The organism is Nonomuraea sp. CA-141351 (genome assembly GCF_050944675.1).
Lineage (GTDB): Bacteria > Actinomycetota > Actinomycetes > Streptosporangiales > Streptosporangiaceae > Nonomuraea.
This window is the reverse complement of record NZ_CP191982.1, coordinates 8,633,665-8,659,650: the sequence shown is the minus strand read 5'-3', so window position 1 is coordinate 8,659,650 and position 25,986 is coordinate 8,633,665. Positions and strand designations below refer to the sequence as shown.

Genomic DNA, 25,986 nt, shown 5'->3' with positions numbered 1-25,986 from the left:
TGGTGGTATCGCGGTGATACCGCCTCCGACCTACGATGGGGGGTATGGCTATGACCCTTCGCTTGACCGACGAGCAGACCGAGGCCCTCCGTAAGCGCGCCGAGTTCGAGGGGCGCAGCATGCAGCAGGTGGCTCTGCACGCGATCGATTATTACCTTGAGCACGTTTCCGACGACGAAGTCACCGACGCGCTCGCTGAGAAGGGCGCCCAGCGCTTCGCCGACCTGTTGCGGAGGCTAGGCGAGTGACCCGTTATGTCACCCTCGAGCAGGGCCTGCGCATCGCGCGTGCCGCTGTGGGCGGCCCCGTCCAGGTGCGCGATCTCGGGCTTCTCGAGGCGGCGCTCCTGCGGCCGCAGACGTCCCTGTTCGGCCACGACGCTTATCGTGACCTGTTCGTGAAAGCCGCGGCGCTACTGCATTCGATCGTCACCAATCACCCTCTCGTGGACGGCAACAAACGGGCGGGCTGGCTGACGACGTATGTCTTTCTCGCGAAGAACGGGATCGAGCTCGATCCGGACGATGACGAGGCCTACGACTTCGTCATCGCCATCGCGGCCGGCAAGCTCACCGAGGTGAACGAGATCGCGGACGTCCTGCGTACCTTCACGACATCATCCTGACCGGCGACCGCGCCTCAGCTCCGGGTGCTCTCGTTGCTCGGCTCGTCCAGCGGCGTCAACGTGTCCGTGGCGGCCGCGTGCTCCATCCCCGTCGCCTGCAGCAGGTCGACGACCACCGAACGCAGTTGCGCGATGATCACGTGTGCCGAGAAGCCGAGCCCGTCGGGCCGCTCGCGGGCCGCGACGGCCAGCAGCGCCTGGCGTGCCAGCGTCGGTTCGCGGCCCGCCCCGAGCTCCAGCTGCAGCAGCAGCGCCGCCTCCGAGACCTCGCGCAGCGCCTCCGCCAGGGCGGGGGGCGGCGGGCTGGCCTCTCCGAGCGCGGCCAGGGTGCGCCTGGCCAGCACCCGCGCGTTCCGCAGGGCCAGGTCCACCGGCACGGCCGCGGTCTCGTAACGCGCCAGGCTGGCCTTGCGGTGCCAGTGCAGCGGCGAGATCAGCGTGATCTCCTTGGCGGTCTCCAGCGCGTGCCCGTACTCCTCCACCGCCTCCTGCGTGGTGCGCGCCTCCTCCAACGCCTCGGCCGCGAGGTCCACGTCCCGCTTCTCGATCGCCTCGGCGGCCCGCTCCAGCACCGTGGACAGCGCGTCGAGCACCCCGGACAGGTGCTTGGCCGCGATCGTGAACGGGCTGGCGGGCAGTAAGGCGGCCGCCATGATCCCGATGATGCCCCCGGTGAGCGCGTCAGCCATCCGGTCCAGGCCCCCGGCCCCGTCGCCCGGCACGAGGGCGGCCACCAGCACGGCCGACGACCCCGCCTGCGCGACGAACAGCGCCCCGCTGTTCAGCAGCACCGCCACGGTCATCGCCAGCGCCACCACGAGCGCGATCTGCCAAGCGCCCGAGCCGATCCAGGACACCAGCAGGTCGCCGATGCCCACCCCGAGGCTCACGCCGATCACCAGCTCGGCGACCCTGCGCAGCCGCTGGCCGAGCCCGACGCCCACGCAGATCAGCACGGAGATCGGGGCGAAGAAGGGGCGTGGGTGGCCGAGCAGCTCGATGGCGATGAGCCAGGCTATTGCGGCACCGACCGCGCACTGCGCGATGGACGGTGCCGTGAGGCCGAACGTGCCCAGTCGTTCCTTCACATGATCGCTGAGCCTGGTTCGCACCTTTCCACCATGGCGGATCTTTATGACATTGAGGTCACGTTTGCCCTATCTAAGTCCTTTTCGTCGGAGGTTGTGCGTTTTTGTGGCGGCGGGGGAGAGGTGCTCGCCTTCTCGGTCTGCTCCTTTTGGTCACGCGGCGTGTGCCCGTCGGCGGCGCTCTCTTCGGCGAAGGACGTGTCCGGCCCGTCGGCGTGGACGTCCAGCGACGGCAGGGCCGCCAGCGCTTCCGCCCGCTCGGTGCCGGTCGCCAGGAGCAGGTCCACGATGATGGACCGCAGCTGGGCGATCATCACGTCCGCCGAGAAGCCCCACCGCTCGCGCCCCTGCTGGGAGGCCACAGCCAGGAGCGCCTCGGTGACCTTTTCCGGCGAGCGTTCGGCGGCAAGCTCGTCTCGCAGCATGAGCGTCGCGTCTGCCAGGTCGCGCAGCGCGCCGGGCAGCCAGGGCGGGAGCGGGCTGGAGCCGTCGAGAGCCACGATGGCCCGTCTGGCCAGCACCCTGGCGTTTCTGAGCGCGTGATCGAGCGGCACGGCCGCTTTCTCGTATCCCTCCAGGCTGGGGCGGCGGTGGCGGTGCAGCGGCGAGATGGTGGCGATCTCCCTGCTCGTCTGCAGCGCCTGCAGGAACTCCTCCACCTTCGTCTGGCTGCCCCGCGCCTCCTCCAGCGCGTCGGCGGCCAGGCGCGTGTCGCGCTTCTCGATGGCCTCGGCGATCTGCCGCAGCGCGTCGGCCAGCGCGCCGAACATCCCCTTCGCGTGCCGCCTCGCGAGCGCGGACGGGCTGGCGGGCAGCAGGGCCACCGCCGCGAGCCCGACGAGGCCGCCGACCAGGGCGTCGACCATCCTGGCGAACCCGCCGGCGCCGCTCGGCGGCAGGAGGGTCGCGACGAGCACGGCCGACGAGCCCGCCTGGAGGACGATCATCGAGCCGCTGTCCAGCAGCACCGCCGCGGCCATCGCCATCGCCACCACGAGCGCGATCTGCCACGCTCCCGAGCCGATCCGGGACACCAGCAGGTCACCGACGCCGACGCCGACGCTGACCCCCGCGACCAGCTCCACCACCCGCCGCAGCCGCTGGCCCAGCCCTACGCCGATGCAGACCACGACGGCGATGGGCGCGAAGAAAGGGCGGCTGTGGCCGAGCAGGTCCTTGGCCACGAGCCAGGCGATCGCGGCGCCGACGGCGCACTGGCCGATGGAGGGGGCCATCAGCCTCAGCCTGCTCAGGCGCTGGTGCACGTGCATGTCAAACACGCATCTACCCTGACCTGGAGACGTGACACCGGGGTTACGACCCGATGAGATCGGGCGGCTCAGCCGTTCAGGAAGGCGTCCACGGCCTCCAGGAACGGGCCGCGGGCGTTCACGTGGATGAGGTGGCCGGCCTCGATCGTGACCAGCCGCGCCCCCGGGATCCGCGCGGCCACCGCTTCCGTGCCGACGTGGCTCAGCTTCCCGCCCGACAACACCAGCGTCGGCGCTGTGATCTTCCCGAGCCCTACCATCCAGGCGGGATCGGGGTCGATCAGCTGGCGCTCGATCTGGTGCATCATGCGCCAGTCGAAGCCGGTGGAGTCGTCCTCCACGATCGGCGGGCGGTTCTTGAAGGGGTGCGGGGGCGGCGCGTCCTCGAGCACCAGCCGCTCGACGCGTTCCGGATGGTTCATGGCCACCTGGTACGCCACTACGCCGCCCAGCGAGTGCCCGATCAGCGTGGCCCGCTCGATGCCGAGGTGGTCGAGCAGCGCGACGACGTCCTCGGCCATCTCCGTCACCGCGTACGAGCCTGGGTAGTCGCTCGCCCCGTGCCCGCGCAGGTCGAGGGCGAGCACGCGGTAGCGGGCCGCGAAGTGCTGGGTGATGCCGTTCCAGTCGTTGTGGTTGGCGGTCCGGCCGTGGATCAGCAGGAGCGGGGGAGAGGCGGGGTCACCCTCCTCCCGATAGACGAGCTTGATCCCATTGACGTGTGCTTCGCGAATCACGTCCGCACCCTATCGCCGCTGGGGTCTGCCCAGGCGCTGGTCGTGCTGACGTGGGTAAGTGGGGTGAGCACCTGCCGGCCTTGACGCGTCGTTCAAGTGTTCTACTCGGCGGGTCAAGTCGCCGGCCTCGCACTGGATGCCCGCGCTGGGCGCAGGTCCTGACCCGGGTGCTCGCCGAGGCCCGGGTGGGCCCGCGGCCCCGACCGCTCCCGGACGCGCCGCAGACGCTGTATGTCCAGCGCCGGCTCCACGTGCTTCCCCGCTACCGGACGCGGACACCGCGCGAGGTCGACGTCGAGGTCACGCGCTGGCCAACCGGATCCACCAGGTGGGCGCGCCCTGATGTATGGCCAGGGCGCCGGTGCCGTCGTACATTCTGGAGAGCGACTCGTGGCGGGATCAGGGCGGTGATCTTTGGAACGGGGAGGTCAGGAAGGCCCGGGGGAACCCGTGGTGGTGGTGGGAGCCGGGCTGACGGGGCTGGCCGCCGCGATGCGGTTGGAGCGCGAACGCGTCGTGGTGGTGGAGCGGGACGAGGCGGTCGGCGGGAAGGCACGGAGCCGCGGACGTGACGGCTTCACTTTCGACGTGACAGGGCACTGGTTGCACCTGCGCGAGGAACCGCTCAAGGAGCTGGTTCTCGGGTTGCTGGGCGAGGACAACCTGGCCCGCCTCGAGCGCAGGGCCACGGTATGGCTCGACGGCAGGATGATCACGTACCCGTTCCAGGCGAATATCCATGGGCTGCCATGGCCGAGCCGGCTGCGTTGCCTGGCCGATTTCGCGGTGGCGCACATGCGAAGGCGGCGGGGAGCGCCGGCGGAGATGAGTTTCGAGGACTTCGTCGTCGAACGCTTCGGGCGGGGCATGGCGCGGCATTTCTTCGTGCCGTACTACTCCAAGAAGTTCCGCGGAATCGCGCTGGACGAGCTGCGTACGGAATGGCTGAAGGACTACTTCCCGATGCCGAGCGCCGCGAAGGTGCTCGGCGGGGCGCTCGGGATCCGGAATGATCGATTCGGATACAACGCCCGCTTCCTTTATCCCGCTGAGGGCGGCATCGGCGTCCTGCCGGAGGCGATGCTGGCGGCCTGCAGAGGCCGTGACGGTTTCGACATCCAGATGTCGGCCTCGCTGGAGGAGGTCGATCTCGCCGGGCGGCGGGTCCGGCTCAGCGGGTCGGCGCAATGGCTGAGCTGGCGGGCGCTCGTCTCCACGATCCCGCTATCCGACCTGCTCGACCGGATTCCCGGGCTGCCCGGGCACATCAGGGACGCCCGCCGCACCCTGCGATCCACTGCGATGCGCTACGCGAACATTGCCCTGCGGGCGCCGTCCCCGATGCGGGAACACTGGGTCTACACCCCGGAGCCGGACATCCCCTTCTATCGGATGGGCGTGTACACGAACGCCGCACCAAGGATGGCGCCACCGGGTGGCGCCGGCCTATGGGTGGAGATCGCCGACCAGATGGGCCCGGTGCCGGACTCGGACATCGTCGACGCGCTGCTGAAGATCGGCGCGATCGGGTCGGCCGCCGATGTGCTGTTCATGGAGCACCACAAAGTGGATCATGCCTACATCGTGTTCGACGACGCCAGGGAGAAGGCCATCGACACGATCCTTCCGTGGCTCGCGGAAGCGGGAGTCCACTCGTGCGGCCGGTACGGGAGGTGGACCTACGGCTCGATGGGAGACGCCATCCTCGACGGGTTCTCCGTCGCAGCACTGGTAGCCGGAGCAGCAGAGAACACCTGACGGAGGAACCGATGTTCTTCGACATTCCCGAGCACGAACTGGCCTCCTACCGGCCGACGCTGCCAGTGCCGGAGGACTTGGCGGACTTCTGGCAAAAGACCCTCGCGGAGACCGCCCAGTTTCCGCTCGCCGTGACGGCGGTACCGGTGACGGACACCCCGCTGCGGACGGTGTCGGTGTATGACGTGACGTTCGCCGGCTTCGGCGGTCATCCGATCAAGGCGTGGTACCTGGTCCCACGCGAGCCGGTGCCCGGCGCTGCGACGATCATCGAGTTCATCGGCTACGGGGGCGGTCGCGGCCTGCCGCACGAGCTGTTGTTCTGGTCCGCCTCGGGCCATCCACACCTGATCATGGACACCCGCGGCCAGGGTAGCTCCTGGCGGGTCGGCGACACCGGCGATCCGGGCTCACCCGGTAGGCCCCACGTGCCGGGCTTTCTCACCGATGGCGTGACGGCGCGAGAGGACTATTACTATCGCAGGCTCTACACCGATGCGGTCCGCGCCGTGGACGCCGCCGCCGAACTCCCCCACAGTGACCCCGCCAAGCTGGTCACCACAGGCACCAGCCAGGGCGGCGCGCTGTCCCTCGTCACGGCGTCCTTGCACCCCGGGGTCGCAGCGACCATGCCGAACGTCCCCTTCCTGTGCGATATCCGGAACTCCGCCCGCGCCGCGGTAACGGGTCCCTACCCCGAGCTCGTCAAGTGGTGCCGCACCCACCGAGGCCTGGCCGACCAGGCGTTCGCCACACTCGGCTACTTCGACGTGGTGAACCTGGTTCGCGCGGCCCGCTGCCCTGCTCATTTCGGCGTCGCCCTCCTAGACGAGACCTGCCCGCCGCTGGGGGTCTACGGATGTTTCAACGTCTATGGCGGCCGGAAGGAGATCACCGTGTACGCCTGGAACGGCCACGAGGGCGGAGAAGCCCACCATCTGGCCGACCAGCACCGGTGGTTGTCCCAGGAGGCGGGAATTGGCTGAGTTCGAAGAGGAGGAGGTCGTCGCGGAGCGCGAGGTGTTCCGTGGCCGCCGACTCACCGTCGTCGAGCGGGACATCAGGATCGCCGCCGGCCGCGTCGTCACCTGGGAGATCATCAAGAAGGACGACAGCGTCGCGATCGTCGCCCTCGACATCGAGCACAGGGTGCATCTGGTGGAGGAGTATTTCGGAGCGACCGGCGAACGTGCGCTCTGCCTGCCCAAGGGGAGGATCGACGCGGGAGAGACCGCGGCCGAGGCCGCGGGCCGGGAACTGCGTGAGGAGCTCGGGCTCCGCGGCGATCTCGGACATCTCTGCACCCTCAGTGTCAGCCCCGGCTACCTGTCCCAGCGGACCGAGGTGTTCCTGGCGAAGGGGCTGTCGCCCGATCCGCTCGAGGGCGATGAGGAGCACAGCATCAAGCCGGTGACCCTTCACCTGGACGACGCCGTGCGCATGTGTCTCAACGGCGAGATCCACGAAGCGCGGACCGTCGCGGCGTTGCTCTTGGTCGCCCGCTCCCATCCGACGCCATGACCGGCGGCTTACGGGCGGTCGTCCTCCCTGACAAGTTCCGAGGATCGCTGACCGGGGAAGAAGTGGCGTCCGCGGTCTCACGGGCCATGTGCCGGCTGGATCCTTCCCTGGACGTCCTCGCGATGCCGCTGACCGACGGAGGACAGGGGACGCTGAGGATCCTGGCGGAACATCGGGGCGCGGTGCTCCACCGCGCGGAGGTCACCGGCCCTTATGGCGATCCGGTGCAGGCAGGATGGGCGACGCTGCCCGATGGAACCGCGGTCATCGAGGCCGCCGATGTGTGCGGCTGGTCGCGAGCCGGAACGCGGCTCCGTCCGCTGCTGTCCACCACCCGAGGGGTGGGCGAGCTCATCGGCATCGCCCGTCATCTGGGCCATGAGCGGATCATCGTCACGATCGGCGACACCGTCACCGTGGACGGAGGGCTAGGGGCGATCGAGGCACTGTCCTGGTCACCCGTTCGGGTGGATGTCCGCGTCGCAGGCGACGTGGACATCCTGTTCACCGACGCGGTCCGGCACTTCGCCCGGCAGAAGGGCGCGACCGATGAGGAGATCCCTCGGCTCAGTGCTCAGCTGGGACGGCTGCGGGAACGTTACCGTGACGTCACTGGCCGGGACGCCGACGCGGTGCGGTGCGGTGGTTCCGGCGGCGGACTGGCCGGGGCACTGGCCGTGTTCGGGGCACGTTGCGCGCCCGGATTCACGGTGATGAGCGAACTGTTAGGACTGGCCGATCCGCTCTCCCACGCGGACATCGTCGTCACGGGCGAAGGCCGCTTCGACCGGACGAGCCTGCTCGGCAAGGGGACCTACCGGCTGCTGACCGGCCGCGGCGAGAAGGTCCGAGGCGGACTGATCGCCGGTTCCGTGGACCGGCACGCGGCCGGCGCGCTCCGTCCCGGCACTGTTGTCATCCCCTTCACCGACTACCGGCCGAGGACCGCCGAGGCGATCCGTGACGCCGGTTCGATCCTCGACGAGGCCGCCGCTGACCTGGCCATGGCCCTTCTCGACGGCCCTCCGGCCCGAACCCCATGAGCATTCCCCAGCTCCTGGTCGGTCCAGGCAAGGCGGCCGTTCTCAGGTCGGTCCTCGCCCGGTATCGCACCCGCAGGCCGCTCGTGGTCGCGACGGATCGCGCGCTCCGGTCGATCGACGCCGAGCGTGCCCTGGCAGGCCACGACTGGCAGGCGTTCTCGGACTTCACCTCGAATCCGCGGCTCGACCAGGTCATCGAGGGTTGCCGGACGAGGGAGATCCGGCAACCCGATCTGATTCTGGGGGTCGGCGGCGGCAGTGCGATGGACGTCGCCAAGGTCGTCCGGTTGTTGCCGGCGGATCCGGCGGCAGCGCTCGCCGGCCTGCTTGGGGACGACGTCCATTTCGTGGCGGAGAACCTGCCGCTGCTCCTTGTCTCCACCACAGCGGGCAGTGGCAGCGAGGTGACCAGCTTCGCCACGATTTATGATGCAGACCGCAAGTACTCTCTGGATCATCCGAGGGTTGCCGCCGAGACAGCGATCGTGGATCCGTACCTGATGGCGTCGTGCCCGCACGACGTAACGACCAGCGGCCTCTTTGACGCGGTGAGCCATGCCGTGGAGTCGTACTGGAGCCGGCGGGCCACCGACGTGTCCCGAGCCCTGGCCCGTGAGGCCCTGACGCTGTTGGCGCCGCTGCTCGGCGAATCCCTGGAAGACCCGTCTACGGAACTTCGCGAACGCCTCGTCGCCGGGGCCGTGGCCGCCGGCCGGGCCATCGGGATCACCCGGACGACCGCCGCCCACGCCTTCGCTTACGCGCTGACCATCCGCTACGGAATCCCGCATGGAGTGGCTTGTATGCTCAACCTGCGCTGGCTTCTTGACTACAACCGGGAGAGGTCGGACGGCCCGTCACGCGCCGTCATCGACGAGACGGTCCGCCTGCTGGGCCCGGCAGAGTGGCGGATGACGGGTGTGATCGCCGGCCATCTGCACCGGCACGGGTGGTCCGCCGAGCTCAGCGGCTACGGGGTCGGCCCGGCGGACCTGGCCGATCTGGTCGCGGCCGGGATGAGTGTGCGCGGCCGCGCCGGGAACAACCCGGTGGACCTTGACCGGGACTCGGTCCGCCAGGCTCTGGCGGCCGTCCTATGAGCGGCGACGCACCAGTGGACGAGGAGGGATTCCGTCTCCGTGGCGCGGCGCTGCTCCGGAGCGCGGCCAACGATCTCAAGCGTGACGACGCGGCGGCGGCCGACGATCTCGGGGTGTCCGTGGCGGATTTCGCCGCCTACGCCGAGGGCCGGCGAGCCGTCCCCGCGGAGCTGGTCCGCCGGGCGGCCGCCGTCTGGCCGGTCAACGAGGGCGATCTCCTGCCCTGGCGCGACGACTGTCCGGACGGCGTGGCCATCCACCGCCTGGCGGACTCCATCGCTTCGTCGAGGGTGCTGACGCGCGGGGGGATCGACTACTACGAGTACCGCGACACGGCCATGTCGCGGGTGGCGGCGTTCCGGCCCGAGTGGATCAAAATGCTCTCGGTGGTCGACAACGATGATCCCGCTCACCCGGGAGTCAGATGGAACAAGGGCCATCTTCTCTACCAGTTCACCTATTTCGTCGGGCCGGTGAACTACTACGTCCGTGAGCCCGAGGGCGACCGGGTCCTGCGCATGAACACCGGTGATTCGGTGTGGGGCCTTCCGTACTCCCCGCACACTTTCACCTCGCGCAGCGCCGATGAAGAGGCGTACATCCTGGCGCTCACCTATGGCGGGGAACTGGTGGGCGATCCTCAGCGTGAGCTCGCCGCGCTCGGCGCCCCGACGGCCGCGCACTTCGCGCGCCCGCCTGGCGGTCTCGCTTTTCCGGCCATTCTTCGGGACTTCCTCAACGCCCTCGCGCTTCCCGCCGACCGGCTCGCGGTGCTCTCGGGACTCCCGGAGCAACACGTCGCCGGCCTGCTCGCCGGGGCCGTCCCGCCCACGCCCGAGGAGATCGAGCGGCTGGCGTCGGCTCTGCGGGTCTCTCCCCGCGATCTGATGCCGATCGACGCGGACGTCGTCGGCTCGATCCGGTACTGCCCCGCCGACGCGGCCAGGGAGTGGCACTATCCGTCATCACCGCAGGCCGCCTATCGGATCAGGGAGCTCGCGGGGAGCAGTCTCCACCCGCATACCCGGGCATTGGAGATCATTCCGCTGGCCGATGCCGGCTCGTCGTCTTTTTCTTCTTCTCTACGGACGTACCAGCATCAGTACGTCTACAACGTGAGCTCCGCCGCCGCCGACCTGACCTGGCGGTTCCAGGGGCGGTCACATCGCGACCGGCTGGGTCCCGGAGATTCGGCCTACCTCAAACCCTTCGTGGAGGTCGCGTTCGCGTCGGGGCGGCCCGGCGAATGCCGGCTACTGAGCCTGCGCATCGGCGGCCGGGTCACACCCGAGACCCGGACCGCACTGGGGACGATCTATCCGGGGAGCCTGACCCGCTACCTTCGTGAAAACGGCCGGTGGTACTGAACCGGCCGCGCCGTCGACCTCTGTGAGTTCCCGGCCGAGGGCCTCGAACCGTTCCTGCCGTTCGGCCATCTGCTGGACCCCCTGCAGGTCGAACACCTCCTTCAGGGAGGCGATGGTCGATTCGACGTTCTCGCTGGTGCCGTCCCGCATGATCCTGGCGAAGGTCTGTCGCATGGCCATGATCGAGCTGCGCAGGGCATGGTTGGCGTAAATGACCATGCTGAAGCCGCGTCTGGCCAACTCGGCGGTCGTGACGTGGTGGTAGGTGGTCGGCACCACGATGACGGGAAGCTCACCGCGATACCTCTCCCGAAAGGCGAAGACCTCGTCCGGGTCCTGCTGCTTCGAGTGGATCAGGAGCGCGTCGGCGCCCGCACGCTCATACACCCGGGCCCGGTAGAGGGCTTCGTCCAGGCCTCGGCCCGAGATCAGCGCCTCGATCCTGGCCACGACGACCAGTTCACTGCTCCGGCGGCACTCCACCGCGGCCCGGATCTTGGCGGCGAAATCCGCGGGCGCGGCGAGTTCGTGGGCTCCGTCCAGGAAACTGTTCAGTTTGGGAAACAGTTTGTCCTCGATGCAGACGCCCGCCACGCCGCGGGCCTCGTAGCCGCGAACCATATGCGCGACATTGCTGGCGTTGCCGAATCCTGAGTCGCAGTCCGCGAGCACCGGTATCGACACCGCGCCGGCCATCGCAGCGGCGACCTCAAGGCATTCTGACATGGTCAGGATATTGGCGTCCGGGACACCTGCCGTCGCGGAGATCTCCAATCCGCTCGACCAGACGAGATCGAAACCGGCTTCTTCCACGAGCCGGGCGCTCAGCGCATTGTGCCCGCCGACGGCGCGAAGGAGCTTACCGCTGCGTAGCGCGGTGCGTAGGCTCACGGTCAAAAGACACTCCGATCTCCGACCTGAATCTTGCCACGATCTCCTGCGGAGAGTGGGTGACCCGGGGCCCTGGCTTGTGGGTTCGCGGCAGGCACCGGAAATGGACAAGGGCCGGGGTGTCGTGTAACTCCAGGTTGTGGAAGCGCTCTTCGGAATCGACCGTATGTGAACTCGCGTAACCGCATCCGACGGCTGTCGCCGACATGTCGTGCGGTCGAACCGTCCGCTGGCCGCCCGTGCTTTCGTGCAGCGAATTGTCCAGGACGACGTGCACAATGTCCGGTGCGAGCTCACCTATCATGGGGAGACAGCCGAGATTCATCGCCAACGAGCCGTCTCCGTCCAGGATCACGACCTTACGTTCGGGCCTGGCCAGGGCCACACCCAGTGCCAGCGGCGCGGCCATCCCCATCGAGCCCACCATGTAGAAGTTCGCCGGCCGATCCGAGAGACCGAACAGGTCGCGTGTGATGAAACCGCATGTGGAGACGTAGAGCGCCGCCGGGAACCGGCCGATGACGAGTTCCATCGCTTTGCGGATCTCGAGCACGGCTAGACTTCGTCCCGCACGATGAGCACCGACGTGTGTTCGTCCAGGTACCCCAGCCATCTGTCGACTGACTGCTCGATCTCCGAACCATCAAGAATGGTCCAGGGCAGACCGAGGACATCCAGTAAGGTGATGAGCTCCCTGCCGATCACCTCGTGTTCGACCGCGTCGTTCTCATCGAATCCGCGCCAGCTGACGACAAGTGGTAAGTGCACTCCGTAGATGAGATTGAACGACGTCAGGACATTCAACCCGTAGCCCAGCCCTGAATTCTGCATGAGCACCACGGACCTGCGTCCCGCAATCGTCAATCCCGACGCCACGCCGAGCGCGGTGTCCTCGCGCGGTGCTGGAAAGTAACGAACCCGCCCGTCGAGCGCGGAGCTCTCCAGGACCTCGAATATTCCTTTCAACATCGAGCAGGGAACGCCGCTGAATTCGGTATATCCGCGATCGGCGAGTGTACGAACCAGTCTCGCTGCCACCATGCGGCACCTCGTTTTCGACGATGCGGGCGGAGATGCCCATCGGCTTCCTCCATATGATCACCCGCGCCGTCGAGCGCATCAAGCGCACGGAGCCGCGGCGCGCTGGCCGCGGGCGGTGGCCCGCTCGCGCACCTGGGGTCAGGGATCTCGGGATCCCGGGTGTCATCCCATGCCTGGGCAGCCGCGCAGGACAGTTGATCGGGATGGCCTGGAACAGGTTCATCCGCACGAACCGAGTCCCTTCGCAATCTGCCCGCCCGGCCCAGGCCTTTCGCCTGGCGGGTCGTCGCCGGTTCCTGCCTTGTTCCATACGGTCTATTTCCTGTGCGGACTGAAGGCTGGAGTATCCACGGAGGTTCACCATGACCGGCGGGATTATGGGCATACATTGCCCATGAGCCACGCCGACCGGCTCGGCTAGCGTCGCCAGCGGGGCGGGTAGACGAGAAGGGGCTTCGGCATGCCGGAACCGATTGAAGTGCGCAAGGTGCCGATCGAGAGCGTCACCGACGCCTCCGGCCTTTCACGGCTCATCCGCGACGGGGTGATCGAGGCACGCCGGGTGGTCGCGATCATCGGCAAGACCGAGGGCAACGGCGGCGTGAACGACTACACGCGCATCCTCGCCGACCGGGCCTTCCGCGAGGTGCTGGCACTGTACGGGCATCCGTCGCCGGGAAGCGTGCCCTTGGTGTGGTCGGGCGGCACCGACGGCGTGCTCAGCCCGCACGCCACCGTCTTCGCCACCACGGCCGACGCGCCCCCCTCCGAGGAGCCGCGGCTGTCGGTGGGCGTGGCGATGAGCGACGTGATCCTGCCCGAGGACATCGGCAGGCCCGCCATGGTGGAGAAGGTCGCGGCAGGCGTACGCGAGGCCATGAAGATCGCGGGCATCGACGACCCGCGCGACGTCCACTACGTACAGACCAAGACCCCGCTGCTCACCCTGGCCACCATCACCGACGCCAAGAACCGCGGCCAGGACACCGCCATCGAGGAGACCGGCCCCTCCATGGACCTGTCCAACTCCACCACCGCCCTCGGCATCGCCGTCGCGCTCGGCGAGATCGACATGCCGAGCGCCGACCAGATCCACAAGGACCTGTCGCTGTACTCGTCCGTGGCCTCGTGCTCGTCGGGGGTCGAGCTGGACCGGGCGCAGATCGTGCTGGTGGGGAACGTACGCGGCATCGGCGGTCGCTACCGCATCGGCCACGGCGTCATGAAGGACGCCCTCGACGCCGACGGCATCTGGGAGGCCATCAGGGACTCGGGGCTGTCGCTGCCGGAGCGCCCGCACCCCTCGGACCTCGGTGGCCGGCTGGTGAACGTGTTCATGAAGTGCGAGGCCGACCCGTCGGGACGGGTGCGGGGACGGCGCAACATCATGCTGGACGACTCCGACGTGCACTGGCACCGCCAGATCAAGGCCGCGGTCGGCGGGGTGGCGGCCTCGGTCACGGGCGACCCGGCGGTCTTCGTCTCGGTGGCCGCCGTCCACCAGGGCCCTTCGGGCGGCGGCCCGGTGGCGGCCATCTCCGACGTGGGATAGCCGGGGCGATGGCCTCAGGGCCCGGGAGGGCGGTGAGCTCGGACCAGTCCCCGGTCCACCGCGCCACCCTGGCCTCGTACACGTGGCGGGGTGCCTGTCCGCTGCCCGCCGAAGGGAAGGCGTGCGATCCGCATCGCAACTGCCTCCCAGCCAGGCGGGGTACGACCATGTCGCCGAAAGGGGAGAGGCGAGCTTGTACTAGCTATGTAGAGTACGAGATATGAAGAGAAGCCTTCGGATGACCATGCCGACCCAGGCCGTCCTCCGAGCCCTGCTCCACGATCCCGGGCGCGACCGCTATGGGCTCGAGGTGTGCGAGCTTGCGGAGCTGCCGAGCGGCACGGTCTACCCGATCCTGGCCAGACTGGAGCAGATCGGCTGGGTGAAGAGCCGGTGGGAGGATCCGGAGACCCACGTGGCGGAGGGACGTCCGCGCCGCCGCTACTACCGGATCACCGCGGACGGCGCGGAGCAGGCGCGTGACGCGGTCGCGCGGGCGTACCGGTCGCGCAGGCAGCAGACGCCCGGCTGGCTGAACCGCCCGGACCCGGCCGGGGGCGGGTTATGAACGGCTCGCTCCAGCCGCTGCTGGAGGTCGTCGGCGACAGCCTGAACGGCGAGCGGCTGCGGATGGTCGAGCGTGCCTACCGGACGGCCGCCCGCTGGCATCGCGGCCAGCGGCGGCGCAGCGGCGAGCCCTACATCACCCACCCGGTCGCCGTCGCCACGATCCTGGCCGAGATGGGCATGGATCACGAGATGCTGTGCGCGGCCCTGCTGCACGATGTGCTGGAGGGCACCGAATGCCCGGAGTCGGAGCTGACGGGCGAGTTCGGCGAGCCGATCGTGGGCTTGGTGCGCGACATGGCCGCGTTGCGGGATCCCCTCCAGGTGCCCTCGGTCTGGGCGAGCGAGACGGGCGAGCGTGTGCTGATGCTCAAACTGGCGGACCGGCTCCACAACCTGCGGACGCTGCGCTGGCTGCCCGAGGACAGGCGCCGGCGGACAGCGCGCCAAACGCTGGAGATCTTCATGCCGGTCGCCGGACGGCTCGGCCTGAACCGCATCGAACAAGAGCTGGAACGACTGTCCATCGCCAATCTCCCGAGCCAGGCAGGCATCCAGGCCTCCTTCGGCGTCATCACCGCGGGCGCACTGCTGCTCCCAGGCGAATCGCGTGCCCGCTGGTTGGAGGAGTGGCTGGGAGAGCTGCATACCCTCCAGGGGAGGTGGCCGAGGATCCGGTTCACCGTACGGCTGGTCAGCGGGATGCCGCGGCTGGCGATGACGTTGCGGCAGTGGGGCAGCAGGGGCGGCCCCGCCCATCGGCCAGGCGCGGGCGCTGTGGAGAGCTGCGTGCGGTGGGTGCTGGCATCGGACGTGCGGACCTGGAGCCTGCTCATGCCGCTGGTCGCCTGGCTGGTGCTCGATACGGCGGAGGAGCGGCTCGGTGACGCGGTGACCATCCTGATCACCGTGCCTCCGGTCCTCGCCGCCGGGGTGCGGGCGCTGCGGGCCAGGCTCGGAGACAGGGACAGGCGCGGGTAGTCTCGGGGGCTGTGCCGAGCATCCCACGACCTCTCGATCCCCGCGACGACGGCAGCGCCGCGCCCGCCGTGGCGGCCGCGCTCGCCTCCTACCAGGCGGGCACGGCCGACGCCTCCGACGTGCTGAACGCGCTCAGCGGGGCCAGGCTGCTGGTGCCCGTGGTGGCGCTGCTGACCGAGAGCGAGGTCGGCGCGCACGGGCTGCGGCAGGAGAAGGAGAGCGAGATGGCGCTGCCCAAGCTCGTCGGCGCGGACGGCAGGCAGGCGGTGCTCGCCTTCACCGGCGCGGACGCGCTGGCCAGGTGGCGGCCCGACGCCCGGCCGATCCAGGCCACGGCGCTGCAGGTGTGCCAGGCGGCCGTGCAGGAGAAGGCGGCGGCGGTCGTGGTGGACGTGGCGGGGCCGGTGCAGTTCGTGATCGAGGGATCGGTGCTGGAGGCGCTCGCGGCCGTCGAGTCGGGGACCGCCGATCGGCTCGCCGGCGTCACCGTGGCCCGGGTGGAGCCCGCCCGCCGCCGCTGGTTCTCCAAGAAGGCCCGCTGACATCCTCAATGCGGCGCCGCTCGCGGGAGGGGCGCATTAGGGTCGGGCCGTGGTCGCACTCATGGCGCTCGCCGGGCTGATCTGCGGACGCTACGCCAGGGCGCTGGCCGACTCCTACGACGAGGGTCCGGCGCGCCTCCCCGGGGGGTTTCCGGCCGTGGAGCTGGTGACGGCCGCCGTGGCCGCGCTCGTGGCCTGGCGCCTCGGCCTCCCGTACGTGCCGTTCGCCCTGATCGGCACTGCCTTGGCGGTCGTCGACTGGCGTACCAGCCTGCTGCCCGACGCGATCACGCTCCCGGCGTACCCGATCATGGCTCTGGCCCTGGCACCCACCGGAGAGCTGCCCAGGGCGCTGGCCGGCGGGGCGGCGCTGACGCTGGTGTACGCGGTCCTCTGGTTCGTCAGGCCGGAGGCGATGGGACTGGGCGACGTCAAGCTGGCCGGGCTCATCGGGATGGCCGCCGGAGCGCTGGGCTGGCAGGCCTGGGTCGTCGCGGCCTTCTGCGGGCAGCTGCTCGGCGCCCTCTACGGCGTGGCGATCCTCGTGACCAGGCGCGGGAACAGGCACACCCAGTTCCCTTTCGGGCCGTTCATGCTGCTCGGCGCTTTCACCACACTCTGTCTCGGCTGGTGAACGCGGGACATCTCACTAGGCAGCACATGGAAGACTTGTACGCATGTTGCGCTGGTTGACCGCCGGAGAGTCCCACGGCCCCGAACTCGTCGCCATCCTCGAAGGCCTCCCGGCCGGGGCGGAGGTGACCACGGCCGCCATCGACGAGGCCCTGCGCCGCCGCAGGCTCGGTTATGGGCGTGGCGCCCGGATGAAGTTCGAGCAGGACCAGGTCACGATCGTGGGCGGCGTCCGCCACGGCCGCACGATGGGCAGCCCCGTCGCGATCCGCATCGGCAACACCGAATGGCCCAAGTGGGAGAAGGTCATGGCGGCCGACCCGATCGACCCGGCCGAGCTCGAGGGACTCGCGCGCAACGCGCCCAGATCCCGCCCGCGCCCGGGCCACGCCGACCTGGCGGGCATGCAGAAGTACGGGTTCGACGACGCCAGGCAGGTGCTCGACCGGGCCAGCGCCCGCGAGACGGCCGCCCGCGTCGCGCTAGGCGAGGTCGCCAGGCGCTTCCTCAAGCAGGCGCTGGGCGTCGACATCGTCAGCCACGTCACCGAGATCGGCGGCGCGAAGAGCCCCGCCGGCACCCTGCCGGGGCCCGGCGACCTGGCCAGGATCGACGAGGACCCGGTGCGGTGCTCCGACCCCGAGGGCAGCGCCGCGATGATCGCCGTGATCGACAAGGCCCACAAGGACGGCGACACGCTCGGCGGCGTCGTCGAGGTCCTCGCGTACGGCCTGCCGCCCGGCCTGGGCAGCTACACCCACTGGGACCGCAGGCTCGACTCCCGGCTCGCCGCGGCGCTCATGGGCATCCAGGCGATCAAGGGCGTCGCGGTCGGCGACGGCTTCGAGACCGCGCGCAGGCCGGGTTCCCAGGCCCACGACGAGATCGAATACACCACGGAAGACGGCGTGCGACGCATCACCAACCGCGCCGGCGGCGTCGAAGGTGGCATGACGAACGGCGAGATCCTGCGCGTCAGCGCCGCCATGAAGCCGATCTCCACCGTGCCCAGGGCGCTGGCCACCATCGACGTCAAGACCGGCGAGGCGGCCAAGGCCCACCACGAGCGCTCCGACGTGTGCGCCGTGCCTGCCGCCGGTGTCGTGGCCGAGGCGATGGTCGCGCTGGTGCTGGCCGACGCGGCGCTCGAGAAGTTCGGCGGCGACTCCGTCGAGGAAGTCGCCCGCAACCTGTCCGGCTACCTGTCTTCGATGGTGATCAAATGAGTCTCGCTGTCCTGATCGGCCCTCCTGGGTCCGGTAAGACCACGCTCGGGGAGTTGCTCGCCGAGCGGCTCGGCGTCGGGTTCCGCGACACCGACGCCGACGTGGAGGCCGTGGCGGGCAAGCCCGTCTCCGACATCTTCGTCGAGGACGGCGAGGCCCGCTTCCGCGAGCTGGAGCACGAGGCCGTGCGCCGGGCCCTGGCCGAGCACGACGGGATCCTGTCGCTGGGCGGCGGCGCCGTTCTCAACGAGGAGACCCAGGCTCTGCTGGAGGGCCACCACGTCGTCTACCTGCAGGTGGGGCTGTCGGACGCCGTTCAGCGGGTGGGCCTCGCCTCCGCCAGGCCGCTGCTCGTGCTCAACCCGCGCAGCCAGCTGAAGAAGCTGATGGAGGAGCGGCGGCCGGTCTACGAGCGGCTCGCGGTGGCGACCGTGGTGACCGACAAGCGAGAGCCCGAGGAGCTCGCCGACGAGATCATCCAGGGGCTGCCCTCATGAGGCGGCGACCGACCGGACACGGCCGCGTCGCGCTCCCGCGGCCGACGGAGGAGGGCGCATGAGCGTGACCAGGATCGCCGTACGCGGAGACAGCCCGTACGACGTGGTGGTCGGCACCGGCGTGCTGGCCGAGCTGACCACGCTGCTCAAGCCCGGCGTGCGCACCGTCGCCGTCATCCACCCCGAGTCCCTGCCCGAGATCTCCGGCCCGGTCGGAGAGGCGCTGCGCGAGGCCGGCTACGAGGTGGTCGAGCTGCCCGTGCCCGATGGCGAGCAGGCCAAGACCGTCGAGGTGGCCGCCGGGCTCTGGTCGGCGCTCGGCCGCCACGGCCTGACCCGCTCCGATGCCGTGGTGGGCGTGGGCGGGGGCGCGACGACTGACCTGGCCGGGTTCGTGGCGGCCACGTGGCTGCGCGGCGTGCAGGTCGTGCTCGTGCCGACGACGCTGCTGGCCATGGTCGACGCGGCGGTCGGCGGCAAGAACGGCATCGACACGCCCGAGGGCAAAAACCTCGTGGGCACGTTCCTGCCGCCCGCCGGAGTGCTGTGCGAGCTCTCCACGCTGGCCTCCATGCCGAAGAGGGACTACGTGGCCGGCCTGGCCGAGGTCATCAAGGGCGGCTTCATCGCCGACCCGGAGATCCTCAGGCTCGTCGAGGCCGACCCGGAGGCCGCCACCAGGCCCGACGGCCCACACACCCGCGAGCTGATCGAGCGCAAGATCCAGGTCAAGGCCGACGTCGTGGGCGCCGACCTGCGCGAGGCGGGCCTGCGCGAGATCCTCAACTACGGCCACACCCTCGCCCACGCCATCGAACGCGAGGAGCACTACGCCATCCGCCACGGCGAGGCCGTCGCCATCGGCATGGTCTACGCCGCCGAGCTCTCCAGGCTCTCCGGCCGCGCCGACCTCGTCGAGCGCACCCGGTCCATCCTCACGAGCGTCGGCCTGCCCATCACGTACCGGGCCGACGCCTGGCAGTCCCTGCGCGACCACATGAGGCTGGACAAGAAGAACCGCGGCGCCAAGCAGCGGTTCGTCGTGCTCGACGGCCTGGCCAAGCCGGGCCGGCTCGAAGACCCCGCAGAAGAGCTGCTCGAAGCCGCCTACAAGGAGATCTCCGCATGATCCTGGTGCTCAACGGGCCCAACCTGCGCCGGCTCGGCACCCGCGAGCCCGACGTCTACGGGGCGGAGACGTTCGACGACCTGGCCGCGCTCTGCCGCGACACCGGCAGGAAGCTCGGCGAGCACGTCGAGGTGCGCCAGACCGACGACGAGGCCGAGCTGATCAGCTGGATCCACGAGGCCGCCGACGGCCGCATCCCGGTCGTGCTCAACCCGGCCGCGTTCACCCACTACTCCTACGCCCTGCGCGACGCCATCGCCCAGCGCACGGCCCCGCTCGTCGAGGTGCACATCAGCAACCCCGCCGCGAGGGAAGAGTTTCGCCATAACTCCGTCGTCGCCGGGGTGGCGACGGGCACGATCGCAGGCTTCGGACTACAGTCATACGTCCTTGCGCTGCACGCTATCGCGGAGTTGAACACCACCTCATGAGGCACTACAAGTCCTTCGTCGCCGTCGGCGACAGTTTCACGGAGGGACTGAACGACCCCGGCCAGAACGGTCACTACCGTGGCTGGGCGGACCGGGTGGCCGAACGGCTCGCCGCCGACGAACCCGGCTTCCGCTACGCCAACCTGGCCGTGCGCGGCAAGCTCCTCGACCAGATCGTCACCGAGCAGGTGCCGCTGGCCGTCGACATGGCACCCGACCTGGTCAGCCTCTGCGCCGGGGGCAACGACCTGCTCAGACCGGGCAGCGACCCCGACGTGATGGCGAAGCAGCTCGCCCGCGCCGTCCGCGACCTGCGGGCCGGGGGCGCCGACGTGCTGCTGTTCACGGGGGTGGACCCGCGCGACACGCCGCTGATGCGCCGGCTGCGCGGCCGCTTCGCCGTGTTCTACCTGCACGTGCGCTCCATCGCCGACCTGTACGGGTGCCGGCTGGTGGACCAGTGGTCGATGCAGGGGCTGCGCGACTGGCGGGCGTGGAGCGCGGACCGGCTGCACATGAACGAGGACGGGCATCGGCTGGTGGCGGCGCGGGTGCTGGACGTGCTGGGAGTGCCGTTCGAGGACTGGCGCAAGGACTGGCCGGCGCAGACCGCCGATCCCCGGGCTCGGCGGCGCGAGGACGCCCAATGGATCCGCGAGCACCTGGTCCCCTGGATGTCCCGCCGCCTCCGCGGCACCTCCTCCGGCGACGGCCTTTCCCCCAAGCGCCCCGACCTCACTCCGTTTCTGCCGCACTTCGACTGACGGCTCTCCATGCGTTACGGCTGCGCACGGGCCATCCGCCGCCCTTCGGCTGATGGTCCTCCCATACGTTACGGCTGCGCACGGGAAAACCACCCGCCGCACTTCGGCTGACGGCCCTCCAGGAAACGGCCTCTGACAGAGATGATGTAGGTGAGCACCTCCCGCCAGGGTCTGACCCAGCCTCTGACTGACTTCGAGTCTTCAACGGGATCTGTCGGCTTGGGGCGGGAGGTGCTCGCCGGCACTCACTGGACGTGGCGTTGTGACCTCATAGGAGCCTGGCCAGAGGCCCCTTCTCTGTCTTGTCCGCGTTGCCCGGCTGGTGCGTGCCGCCCTGCCCACCGGTCAAGAGCACAGGACGACGATGCCCTCCATTACACCCCAGGCCGTGACGAGTAGCGAAGTCGCCGGCGGCGTCGACACCCATCAAGACACCCACACCGCAGCCGTGATCGACATGGTCGGCCGGGTCCTGGGCAGCGAGCAGTTCCCCACCGGCACCGCCGGATACGCCGCGCTGCTGACCTGGCTGCAATCGTTCGGCACCGTGAAAATCATCGGAGTCGAGGGAACCGGCGCCTACGGTGCCGGACTGACCCGTTACCTGCGTGAGCAGGGGATGGAGCTGGCCGAAGTCGACCGGCCCGATCGCAAGACCCGCCGTTTCCAGGGCAAGTCCGACCCGATCGACGCGATCCAGGCGGCCAAGGCGGCGCTCGCCGCAGACCACACCGGCACCCCCAAACAGCGCGACGGCCGCGTAGAAGCCCTGCGCTGCCTGCGCATCGCCCGCCGCTCGGCCGTCGACCAGCGCGCCGACGCACAGCGCCAGATGAAGGCCCTGATCGTCACCGCCCCCGACGACCTGCGCGCCCAGCTCCGCGCCCTGCCCGTCAAGAAACTCATCACGACCTGCGCCGCCCTACGCCCCGACCACGCCCACGCCCACGACCCGGCCACCGCGACGACGATCGCGCTGCGTTCCCTGGCCCGCCGCCACCAGCAGCTCACCGCCGAGATCAACGACCTCGACGAACTCCTGCACCCCCTCGTGGCCGCCATCAACCCCGCCCTACTCGCCGTCCACGGCCTCGGACCCGACACCGCCGGCCAACTCCTGGTCACCGCCGGGGAAAACCACGACCGGCTCGGCTCCGAAGCCGCCTTCGCCATGCTCTGCGGGGTCGCCCCAATCCCCGCATCATCCGGCAAAACCCACCGGCACCGCCTCAACCGCGGCGGCGACCGCCAAGCCAACGCAGCCCTCTGGCGCATCGCCCTCGTCCGCCTGCGCTGGGACCCCCGCACCCGCGACTACATGGAACGACGCACCCAAGACGGCCTGTCCAAGAAAGAGATCATCCGCTGCCTCAAACGCTACATCGCCCGCGAGCTCTACCAGATCATCACCAAAAACGATCATGATCCCACCGCTTGACATCAATAGGAGCATCCCTTCACCGGCTGAGCGCCGTTACGGAGCGCACACTTGACCGGCTGGGTGGTGCGCCCCCCTGCTCGCCGCACGCGTTGCGCCGAGCTCCGCCGCACGGCTTCTCGCCGCACCGGCGCCCAAGAACGCCCTCACCCGTGACGCGCCCCCTCGCAGCGCGCACGCCCCGTGACCGCCCGCCCGCAGCGCGCACGCCCCGTGACGCGCGCGCTCGCAGCGCGCACGCCCCGCGACGTGCCCGTGCCCGCTGCGCTGACCGCAGCGCAAACTCCCGTGTCACAACGACGGGCGGCCAGGGTGGTCAGTCAGTCGATTCCGTTGCCAGGCGCTTCAAGGCGGCCCTGGGGATCGCCGGATCCGTGGTGCGCCAGAACGGGGGGAGGGAGCCCAGGAGGAAGCCGCTGTAGCGGGCCGTGGCGAGGCGGGGGTCCAGGACCGCGATCACGCCCTTGTCGTTCTGCGCCCGCAGCAGCCGGCCCGTGCCCTGGGCCAGCAGCAGGGCGGCGTGGTTGGCGGCGACCGCCATGAAGCCGTTGCCGCCCTTGGCCGCCACGTGGCGCTGTCTGGCCGACGTCAGCGGGTCGTCGGGGCGGGGGAACGGCACCCGGTCGATGATGACCAGACGCAGCGAGGGCCCGGGCACGTCCACGCCCTGCCACAGCGACAGGGTGCCGAACAGGCATGTCGGCTCGTCCTCGGCGAACTGCTTGACCAGCAGCATCGTCGAGTCGTCCCCCTGGCACAGGAGCGGCACGTCCAGGCGCTCGCGAAGCGCCTCCGTGGCCGCCTTGGCCGCTCGCATCGATGAGAACAGCCCCAGGGTGCGCCCCCCGGCCGCCTCGATCAGCTCGACGATCTCGTCCAGGTACTGCTGCGGCAGCCCGTCACGCCCGGGCTGCGGCAGGTGCTTGGCGACGTACAGGATGCCCGCGCGCGGGTGGTCGAACGGGGAGCCCACGTCGATGCCCTGCCAGCCCTTGCCCTCGCCCAGCCCCCACTGCGCGGCGAGCCCGTCGAACGTGCCGCCGAGCGCGAGCGTGGCGGAGGTGAGGATCACCGTGCGCTCCCCGAACAGCTTGTCGCGCAGCATCCCGCTCACCGACAGGGGCGCGACGCGCAGCATGGGCGGGCGGCGGTCGGTGCCGGCGTCGAGCCAGACCACCTCGGCGCGGTCGGTCTCCGAGGCGTGGCCGTACGCCTCGAGCATGCGCACGGCCGTGTCGTGCACCTCGTCCAGCGCCGAGAACGCGGCCTTGCGCTGCCCCGCCTTGTCGGGGTCGTCCTTGTCGGCGCCGCGCGGCCCCAGCGCCGTGATGCACCGCCAGGCGGTGTCGCGCACCAGCGCCAGCGTCAGGCCGAGCACCTGCGGCAGCTCGTCGATGCGCCCGGGCGGCGCGGCGGCCAGCAGTGCCTTGAGGTCCTCGCCCGCCTCCTGGAGCTGGTCGGCGATCGTCTGCTCGATCAGCCGGCCCACCCGGCGCACGGCCAGCGACACGGTCAGCTCCGACAGCTCGCCGGTCACCACCGACGTCACCCGGTCGACCAGCTCGTGGGCCTCGTCCACGACCACGACCTCGTGCTCCGGCAGCACCGGCAGGTCGCCCATGGCGTCGATGGCCATCAGCGCGTGGTTGGTCACCACGACGTCCACCTCGCCCGCCCGGGCACGGGCCAGCTCGGCGAAGCACTCGGCGCCGCTCGGGCAGCGCTGGGCGCCCAGGCACTCCTGCGCGCTCACCGAGAACTGCCGCCACGCCTGTTCGCTCACCCCCGGCACCAGCTCGTCGCGGTCGCCGGTCTCGGTCTCGTCGGCCCACTCCTGGATGCGCTGCACCATGCGGCCGGTCGCGCTCACCTCGCGCGGGTCGAAGAGCTGGTCCTGCTCGTCCTCCTCGGGCCAGCCCGCCGTCGCCTTGTAGCGGCACAGGTAGTTGCGACGGCCCTTCAGGATCGCGAACGTCGGCTCGTGCGGCAGCTCCTTGCCCAGCGCCTCGGCCAGCCGGGGCAGGTCGCGGTCGACGAGCTGGCGCTGCAGCGCGATCGTGGCCGTGGAGACCACGACGGGCGAGTCGCTGTCCATCGCGTGGCGGATCGACGGCACGAGGTACGCCAGCGACTTCCCGGTGCCCGTGCCGGCCTGGACCGCCAGATGCTCCTCGTCGTCGATGGCCCGCTGCACGGCCTGGACCATGGTGATCTGGCCCTGCCGTTCGCTCCCTCCGAGAGCGTTTACCGCGACCTTGAGCAGTTCGTCCACTGACGGGAGATGGGAGTCCGGCACGGCAGTAAACGCTACCCGCATTCCGGGGTCGCCGTGCCGAACGCGGTGTGATCGGCCAGACGCATCCCGGCGTTCCCCGGACGCTCGCGGCGGCTCCCATGGCACACTGGGCGACCGGGAATCCAGCCGGGCGAAGAAGGTCTTCACTCGGTGTGACCAAAGGGGTTCCCGGTGTAGGTGGGAAGTCCGGTTTCCAGAGGGTTTTCCGGGGTTGAGTGGACGGATAAAGGCTGGTTAAAGCAGTATGTCTGCCATGTCGGAAGTTGTCCCGTTGCCGTCGTTCGGCGAAGTGTTCTTCGATGCACGAGGTCAGGAGCGGTGCCTCCGTGTCACGTGGCATGAGGGCACGCTGGTCCTCAGCCTCTGGCGCGGCGAGATGTGCACAGCGAGCTTCCGCATGCCGATGGAGGACGTCGGCCGCCTGCTCGACACGCTCGACGAGGGCTATGCCGAGGCCACGGGTGAGCAGCCCGCCGTGCCCGCGCACGATCCGGGCACCGAGGTCATCCCGGGCACCGGTCAGTACCATCGGCCGCCTCAGCACGCTCAGCAACCGCCGCAGCACCAGCCCGACGACCGGCCCACGGCCGCTCTGTCGCCCAACGACGTCCTCGTGGCCAGGGGCGCCCCTGCCGCCCACCAGGACAAGCTGGTGGCCTCGTACGGCGAGACCACGGCGCCGCGGGACAGCAGCATGCCCCCGGCCTACGGCGAACCTCCCAGGGAGGCGGCTCCGGCCTACGGCGAGCCTGCCAGGGAGACCCCCGCCTATGGCGACCCGGCCTACGGCGAGCGCAGCCCGTTCACGGGGCCGCAATACGTGGACACGACCGCCCCTCAGCAGCGATACACCGGCGACCCCTTCAGCGGCCCCCAGTACACCGTCGAGTCGCCCCAGTACTCCGGCCACGCTCAGCCCGAGCCCTTCACCGGCCCCCAGTACTCCGACGTCGCGCCCGTCTACCAGATGCCCGGCGACCAGCGCGGCCAGTCGCCGCTGAGCACCGACCCGCTCGGCTTCCCCTCCCAGGCGGCCGCGCCCCACCAGCAGTCCCCGCACCGCGCCGACCAGTTCCCGAGCGACCCGTACCCCTCGGACCCCTACGCCAGGCGGCCTGAGGCGTACCAGCAGCCCCAGCAGCCCCAGCAGAGCCAGGGCGCCGCTGGGCTGGGCACGCCTATGCACGGCATCCCGGGCGCGGGCAGGCGCCGGTCCGCGCCCCAGCCCGTTCACGACGAGTACGCTTCCTACCAGCAGAGCCAGCCGAACCCCGTGGACCCGCTGCTGGCCCTGGGGCGGCAGGAGCCCCCGCAGCCGGAGCAGTTGTCCCGTCCCTACGTCGGGGATCCCATGTTCTCCACAGGCGAGCGCCTGCGCCCGGAGCAGCAGCCGGACTACCACGAGCGGAGCGACCGCCGGGAGTGGTGAGGCGCTCCTGAGAGCCGGCAGGTACGCTCCTGGCGAGGCGATCGGGCCGAGGCGGAAGG

The 25,986-nt window shown here is 70.0% G+C and carries 27 protein-coding genes; 20 read left to right on the top strand and 7 right to left on the bottom strand.

The genetic code is table 11. From position 1 onward, the window contains the following. Window positions 1-62: 62 nt before the first annotated feature. Both ACQPWU_RS40740 and ACQPWU_RS40735 read left to right on the top strand, forming a co-directional pair. A complete protein-coding gene (locus tag ACQPWU_RS40740) occupies window positions 63-248 on the top strand; it encodes a CopG family transcriptional regulator (protein ID WP_433431014.1) in 186 nt (61 codons plus the stop codon). Then, a complete protein-coding gene (locus ACQPWU_RS40735) occupies window positions 245-625 on the top strand; it encodes a type II toxin-antitoxin system death-on-curing family toxin (protein ID WP_433431013.1) in 381 nt (126 codons plus the stop codon). The genes ACQPWU_RS40740 and ACQPWU_RS40735 overlap by 4 nt, the downstream gene beginning before the upstream one ends. Before the next feature lie 14 nt (window positions 626-639). Here ACQPWU_RS40735 and ACQPWU_RS40730 read toward each other — a convergent pair whose 3' ends face one another. The 3 genes from ACQPWU_RS40730 to ACQPWU_RS40720 form a co-directional block, all read right to left on the bottom strand. After that, window positions 640-1,737, bottom strand: a complete 1,098-nt coding sequence (locus ACQPWU_RS40730) for an FUSC family protein (protein WP_433431012.1) — start codon at window positions 1,735-1,737, stop codon at window positions 640-642. 20 nt (window positions 1,738-1,757) lie between these two features. Further along, the gene (locus tag ACQPWU_RS40725) at window positions 1,758-2,948 is read right to left on the bottom strand and encodes an FUSC family protein (protein WP_433431011.1); all 1,191 of its coding nucleotides are present in this window, start codon (window positions 2,946-2,948) and stop codon (window positions 1,758-1,760) included. A 104-nt stretch (window positions 2,949-3,052) separates the two neighbouring features. After that, complete coding sequence (locus ACQPWU_RS40720) at window positions 3,053-3,721, bottom strand: alpha/beta fold hydrolase (protein ID WP_433431010.1); 669 nt, start codon at window positions 3,719-3,721, stop codon at window positions 3,053-3,055. Window positions 3,722-4,171: 450 nt separating this feature from the next. Between ACQPWU_RS40720 and ACQPWU_RS40715 the strand changes: the two genes are divergently transcribed. From ACQPWU_RS40715 to ACQPWU_RS40690, 6 genes are read left to right on the top strand one after another with little or no spacing between them, the layout of a single operon-like run. Beyond that, entirely contained in the window at window positions 4,172-5,479 is a 1,308-nt protein-coding gene (locus ACQPWU_RS40715) for a protoporphyrinogen/coproporphyrinogen oxidase (protein WP_433431009.1), read from the top strand. Between the two features lie 11 nt (window positions 5,480-5,490). Then, a complete protein-coding gene (locus ACQPWU_RS40710; RefSeq protein WP_433431008.1) occupies window positions 5,491-6,465 on the top strand; it encodes an acetylxylan esterase in 975 nt (324 codons plus the stop codon). Further along, the gene (locus tag ACQPWU_RS40705; RefSeq protein WP_433431007.1) at window positions 6,458-7,000 is read left to right on the top strand and encodes an NUDIX domain-containing protein; all 543 of its coding nucleotides are present in this window, start codon (window positions 6,458-6,460) and stop codon (window positions 6,998-7,000) included. The genes ACQPWU_RS40710 and ACQPWU_RS40705 overlap by 8 nt, the downstream gene beginning before the upstream one ends. After that, complete coding sequence (locus ACQPWU_RS40700; RefSeq protein WP_433431006.1) at window positions 6,997-8,043, top strand: glycerate kinase; 1,047 nt, start codon at window positions 6,997-6,999, stop codon at window positions 8,041-8,043. Before ACQPWU_RS40705 ends, ACQPWU_RS40700 begins: the two co-directional genes overlap by 4 nt. Next, a complete protein-coding gene (locus tag ACQPWU_RS40695) occupies window positions 8,040-9,143 on the top strand; it encodes a phosphonoacetaldehyde reductase (protein WP_433431005.1) in 1,104 nt (367 codons plus the stop codon). Before ACQPWU_RS40700 ends, ACQPWU_RS40695 begins: the two co-directional genes overlap by 4 nt. Beyond that, a complete protein-coding gene (locus ACQPWU_RS40690; RefSeq protein WP_433431004.1) occupies window positions 9,140-10,510 on the top strand; it encodes an XRE family transcriptional regulator in 1,371 nt (456 codons plus the stop codon). The genes ACQPWU_RS40695 and ACQPWU_RS40690 overlap by 4 nt, the downstream gene beginning before the upstream one ends. Here ACQPWU_RS40690 and ACQPWU_RS40685 read toward each other — a convergent pair. Genes ACQPWU_RS40685 through ACQPWU_RS40675 form a run of 3 tightly spaced genes read right to left on the bottom strand, consistent with a single transcriptional unit; the run spans window position 10,397 to window position 12,442 of the window. Further along, entirely contained in the window at window positions 10,397-11,401 is a 1,005-nt protein-coding gene (locus ACQPWU_RS40685; protein WP_433431003.1) for an isocitrate lyase/phosphoenolpyruvate mutase family protein, read from the bottom strand. The genes ACQPWU_RS40690 and ACQPWU_RS40685 overlap by 114 nt on opposite strands. Next, window positions 11,370-11,954, bottom strand: coding sequence for a thiamine pyrophosphate-dependent enzyme (locus ACQPWU_RS40680; RefSeq protein WP_433431002.1), 585 nt, complete (start codon window positions 11,952-11,954; stop codon window positions 11,370-11,372). The genes ACQPWU_RS40685 and ACQPWU_RS40680 overlap by 32 nt, the downstream gene beginning before the upstream one ends. 2 nt (window positions 11,955-11,956) lie before the next feature. Continuing rightward, complete coding sequence (locus ACQPWU_RS40675) at window positions 11,957-12,442, bottom strand: thiamine pyrophosphate-binding protein (RefSeq protein ID WP_433431001.1); 486 nt, start codon at window positions 12,440-12,442, stop codon at window positions 11,957-11,959. Window positions 12,443-12,902: 460 nt separating this feature from the next. Here ACQPWU_RS40675 and ACQPWU_RS40670 point away from each other — a divergent pair, with 460 nt between their 5' ends. The 11 genes from ACQPWU_RS40670 to ACQPWU_RS40620 all read left to right on the top strand — a co-directional run bounded on the left by ACQPWU_RS40670 (window position 12,903) and on the right by ACQPWU_RS40620 (window position 22,202). Then, entirely contained in the window at window positions 12,903-13,994 is a 1,092-nt protein-coding gene (locus tag ACQPWU_RS40670; protein ID WP_433431000.1) for a ring-opening amidohydrolase, read from the top strand. A 220-nt stretch (window positions 13,995-14,214) separates the two neighbouring features. Further along, window positions 14,215-14,562, top strand: a complete 348-nt coding sequence (locus ACQPWU_RS40665) for a PadR family transcriptional regulator (RefSeq protein ID WP_433430999.1) — start codon at window positions 14,215-14,217, stop codon at window positions 14,560-14,562. Next, entirely contained in the window at window positions 14,559-15,542 is a 984-nt protein-coding gene (locus ACQPWU_RS40660; protein ID WP_433430998.1) for an HD domain-containing protein, read from the top strand. The genes ACQPWU_RS40665 and ACQPWU_RS40660 overlap by 4 nt, the downstream gene beginning before the upstream one ends. 11 nt (window positions 15,543-15,553) lie before the next feature. After that, window positions 15,554-16,084 carry an SseB family protein gene (locus ACQPWU_RS40655; protein ID WP_433430997.1) on the top strand — a complete coding sequence of 177 codons (531 nt, stop codon included), beginning with the start codon at window positions 15,554-15,556 and terminating at the stop codon, window positions 16,082-16,084. 49 nt (window positions 16,085-16,133) lie between these two features. Further along, window positions 16,134-16,718 carry a prepilin peptidase gene (locus tag ACQPWU_RS40650; RefSeq protein WP_433430996.1) on the top strand — a complete coding sequence of 195 codons (585 nt, stop codon included), beginning with the start codon at window positions 16,134-16,136 and terminating at the stop codon, window positions 16,716-16,718. 43 nt (window positions 16,719-16,761) lie between these two features. Beyond that, entirely contained in the window at window positions 16,762-17,943 is a 1,182-nt protein-coding gene (gene aroC / locus ACQPWU_RS40645; protein ID WP_433430995.1) for a chorismate synthase, read from the top strand. After that, window positions 17,940-18,440, top strand: a complete 501-nt coding sequence (locus tag ACQPWU_RS40640) for a shikimate kinase (protein ID WP_433430994.1) — start codon at window positions 17,940-17,942, stop codon at window positions 18,438-18,440. The genes aroC and ACQPWU_RS40640 overlap by 4 nt, the downstream gene beginning before the upstream one ends. A 58-nt stretch (window positions 18,441-18,498) precedes the next feature. Beyond that, complete coding sequence (aroB, locus tag ACQPWU_RS40635; protein ID WP_433430993.1) at window positions 18,499-19,569, top strand: 3-dehydroquinate synthase; 1,071 nt, start codon at window positions 18,499-18,501, stop codon at window positions 19,567-19,569. Next, window positions 19,566-20,000, top strand: coding sequence for a type II 3-dehydroquinate dehydratase (aroQ, locus tag ACQPWU_RS40630; RefSeq protein ID WP_360704184.1), 435 nt, complete (start codon window positions 19,566-19,568; stop codon window positions 19,998-20,000). The genes aroB and aroQ overlap by 4 nt, the downstream gene beginning before the upstream one ends. Next, complete coding sequence (locus ACQPWU_RS40625; RefSeq protein ID WP_433430992.1) at window positions 19,997-20,764, top strand: SGNH/GDSL hydrolase family protein; 768 nt, start codon at window positions 19,997-19,999, stop codon at window positions 20,762-20,764. Before aroQ ends, ACQPWU_RS40625 begins: the two co-directional genes overlap by 4 nt. Before the next feature lie 373 nt (window positions 20,765-21,137). Then, window positions 21,138-22,202, top strand: coding sequence for an IS110 family transposase (locus ACQPWU_RS40620; protein ID WP_433445178.1), 1,065 nt, complete (start codon window positions 21,138-21,140; stop codon window positions 22,200-22,202). A 316-nt stretch (window positions 22,203-22,518) separates the two neighbouring features. Here the strand turns inward: ACQPWU_RS40620 and ACQPWU_RS40615 are convergent, their stop codons facing one another. After that, window positions 22,519-24,519, bottom strand: a complete 2,001-nt coding sequence (locus ACQPWU_RS40615; RefSeq protein ID WP_433430991.1) for an ATP-dependent DNA helicase — start codon at window positions 24,517-24,519, stop codon at window positions 22,519-22,521. Window positions 24,520-24,751: 232 nt separating this feature from the next. Between ACQPWU_RS40615 and ACQPWU_RS40610 the strand changes: the two genes are divergently transcribed. Beyond that, window positions 24,752-25,927 (top strand): hypothetical protein, encoded by a 1,176-nt coding sequence (locus ACQPWU_RS40610; RefSeq protein ID WP_433430990.1) that lies wholly within the window; start codon window positions 24,752-24,754, stop codon window positions 25,925-25,927. Window positions 25,928-25,986 lie beyond the last annotated feature (59 nt).

Coding starts and splice junctions, on each gene's coding strand:
- ACQPWU_RS40725 (WP_433431011.1), bottom strand. CDS start 2,948: ATGGCCCCCTCCATCGGCCAGTGCGCCGTCGGCGCCGCGATCGCCTGG.
- ACQPWU_RS40710 (WP_433431008.1), top strand. CDS start 5,491: ATGTTCTTCGACATTCCCGAGCACGAACTGGCCTCCTACCGGCCGACG.
- ACQPWU_RS40700 (WP_433431006.1), top strand. CDS start 6,997: ATGACCGGCGGCTTACGGGCGGTCGTCCTCCCTGACAAGTTCCGAGGA.
- ACQPWU_RS40695 (WP_433431005.1), top strand. CDS start 8,040: ATGAGCATTCCCCAGCTCCTGGTCGGTCCAGGCAAGGCGGCCGTTCTC.
- ACQPWU_RS40690 (WP_433431004.1), top strand. CDS start 9,140: ATGAGCGGCGACGCACCAGTGGACGAGGAGGGATTCCGTCTCCGTGGC.
- ACQPWU_RS40675 (WP_433431001.1), bottom strand. CDS start 12,442: ATGGTGGCAGCGAGACTGGTTCGTACACTCGCCGATCGCGGATATACC.
- ACQPWU_RS40670 (WP_433431000.1), top strand. CDS start 12,903: ATGCCGGAACCGATTGAAGTGCGCAAGGTGCCGATCGAGAGCGTCACC.
- ACQPWU_RS40665 (WP_433430999.1), top strand. CDS start 14,215: ATGAAGAGAAGCCTTCGGATGACCATGCCGACCCAGGCCGTCCTCCGA.
- ACQPWU_RS40660 (WP_433430998.1), top strand. CDS start 14,559: ATGAACGGCTCGCTCCAGCCGCTGCTGGAGGTCGTCGGCGACAGCCTG.
- aroC (WP_433430995.1), top strand. CDS start 16,762: ATGTTGCGCTGGTTGACCGCCGGAGAGTCCCACGGCCCCGAACTCGTC.
- ACQPWU_RS40640 (WP_433430994.1), top strand. CDS start 17,940: ATGAGTCTCGCTGTCCTGATCGGCCCTCCTGGGTCCGGTAAGACCACG.
- aroB (WP_433430993.1), top strand. CDS start 18,499: ATGAGCGTGACCAGGATCGCCGTACGCGGAGACAGCCCGTACGACGTG.
- aroQ (WP_360704184.1), top strand. CDS start 19,566: ATGATCCTGGTGCTCAACGGGCCCAACCTGCGCCGGCTCGGCACCCGC.
- ACQPWU_RS40625 (WP_433430992.1), top strand. CDS start 19,997: ATGAGGCACTACAAGTCCTTCGTCGCCGTCGGCGACAGTTTCACGGAG.
- ACQPWU_RS40615 (WP_433430991.1), bottom strand. CDS start 24,519: ATGCGGGTAGCGTTTACTGCCGTGCCGGACTCCCATCTCCCGTCAGTG.
- ACQPWU_RS40610 (WP_433430990.1), top strand. CDS start 24,752: ATGTCGGAAGTTGTCCCGTTGCCGTCGTTCGGCGAAGTGTTCTTCGAT.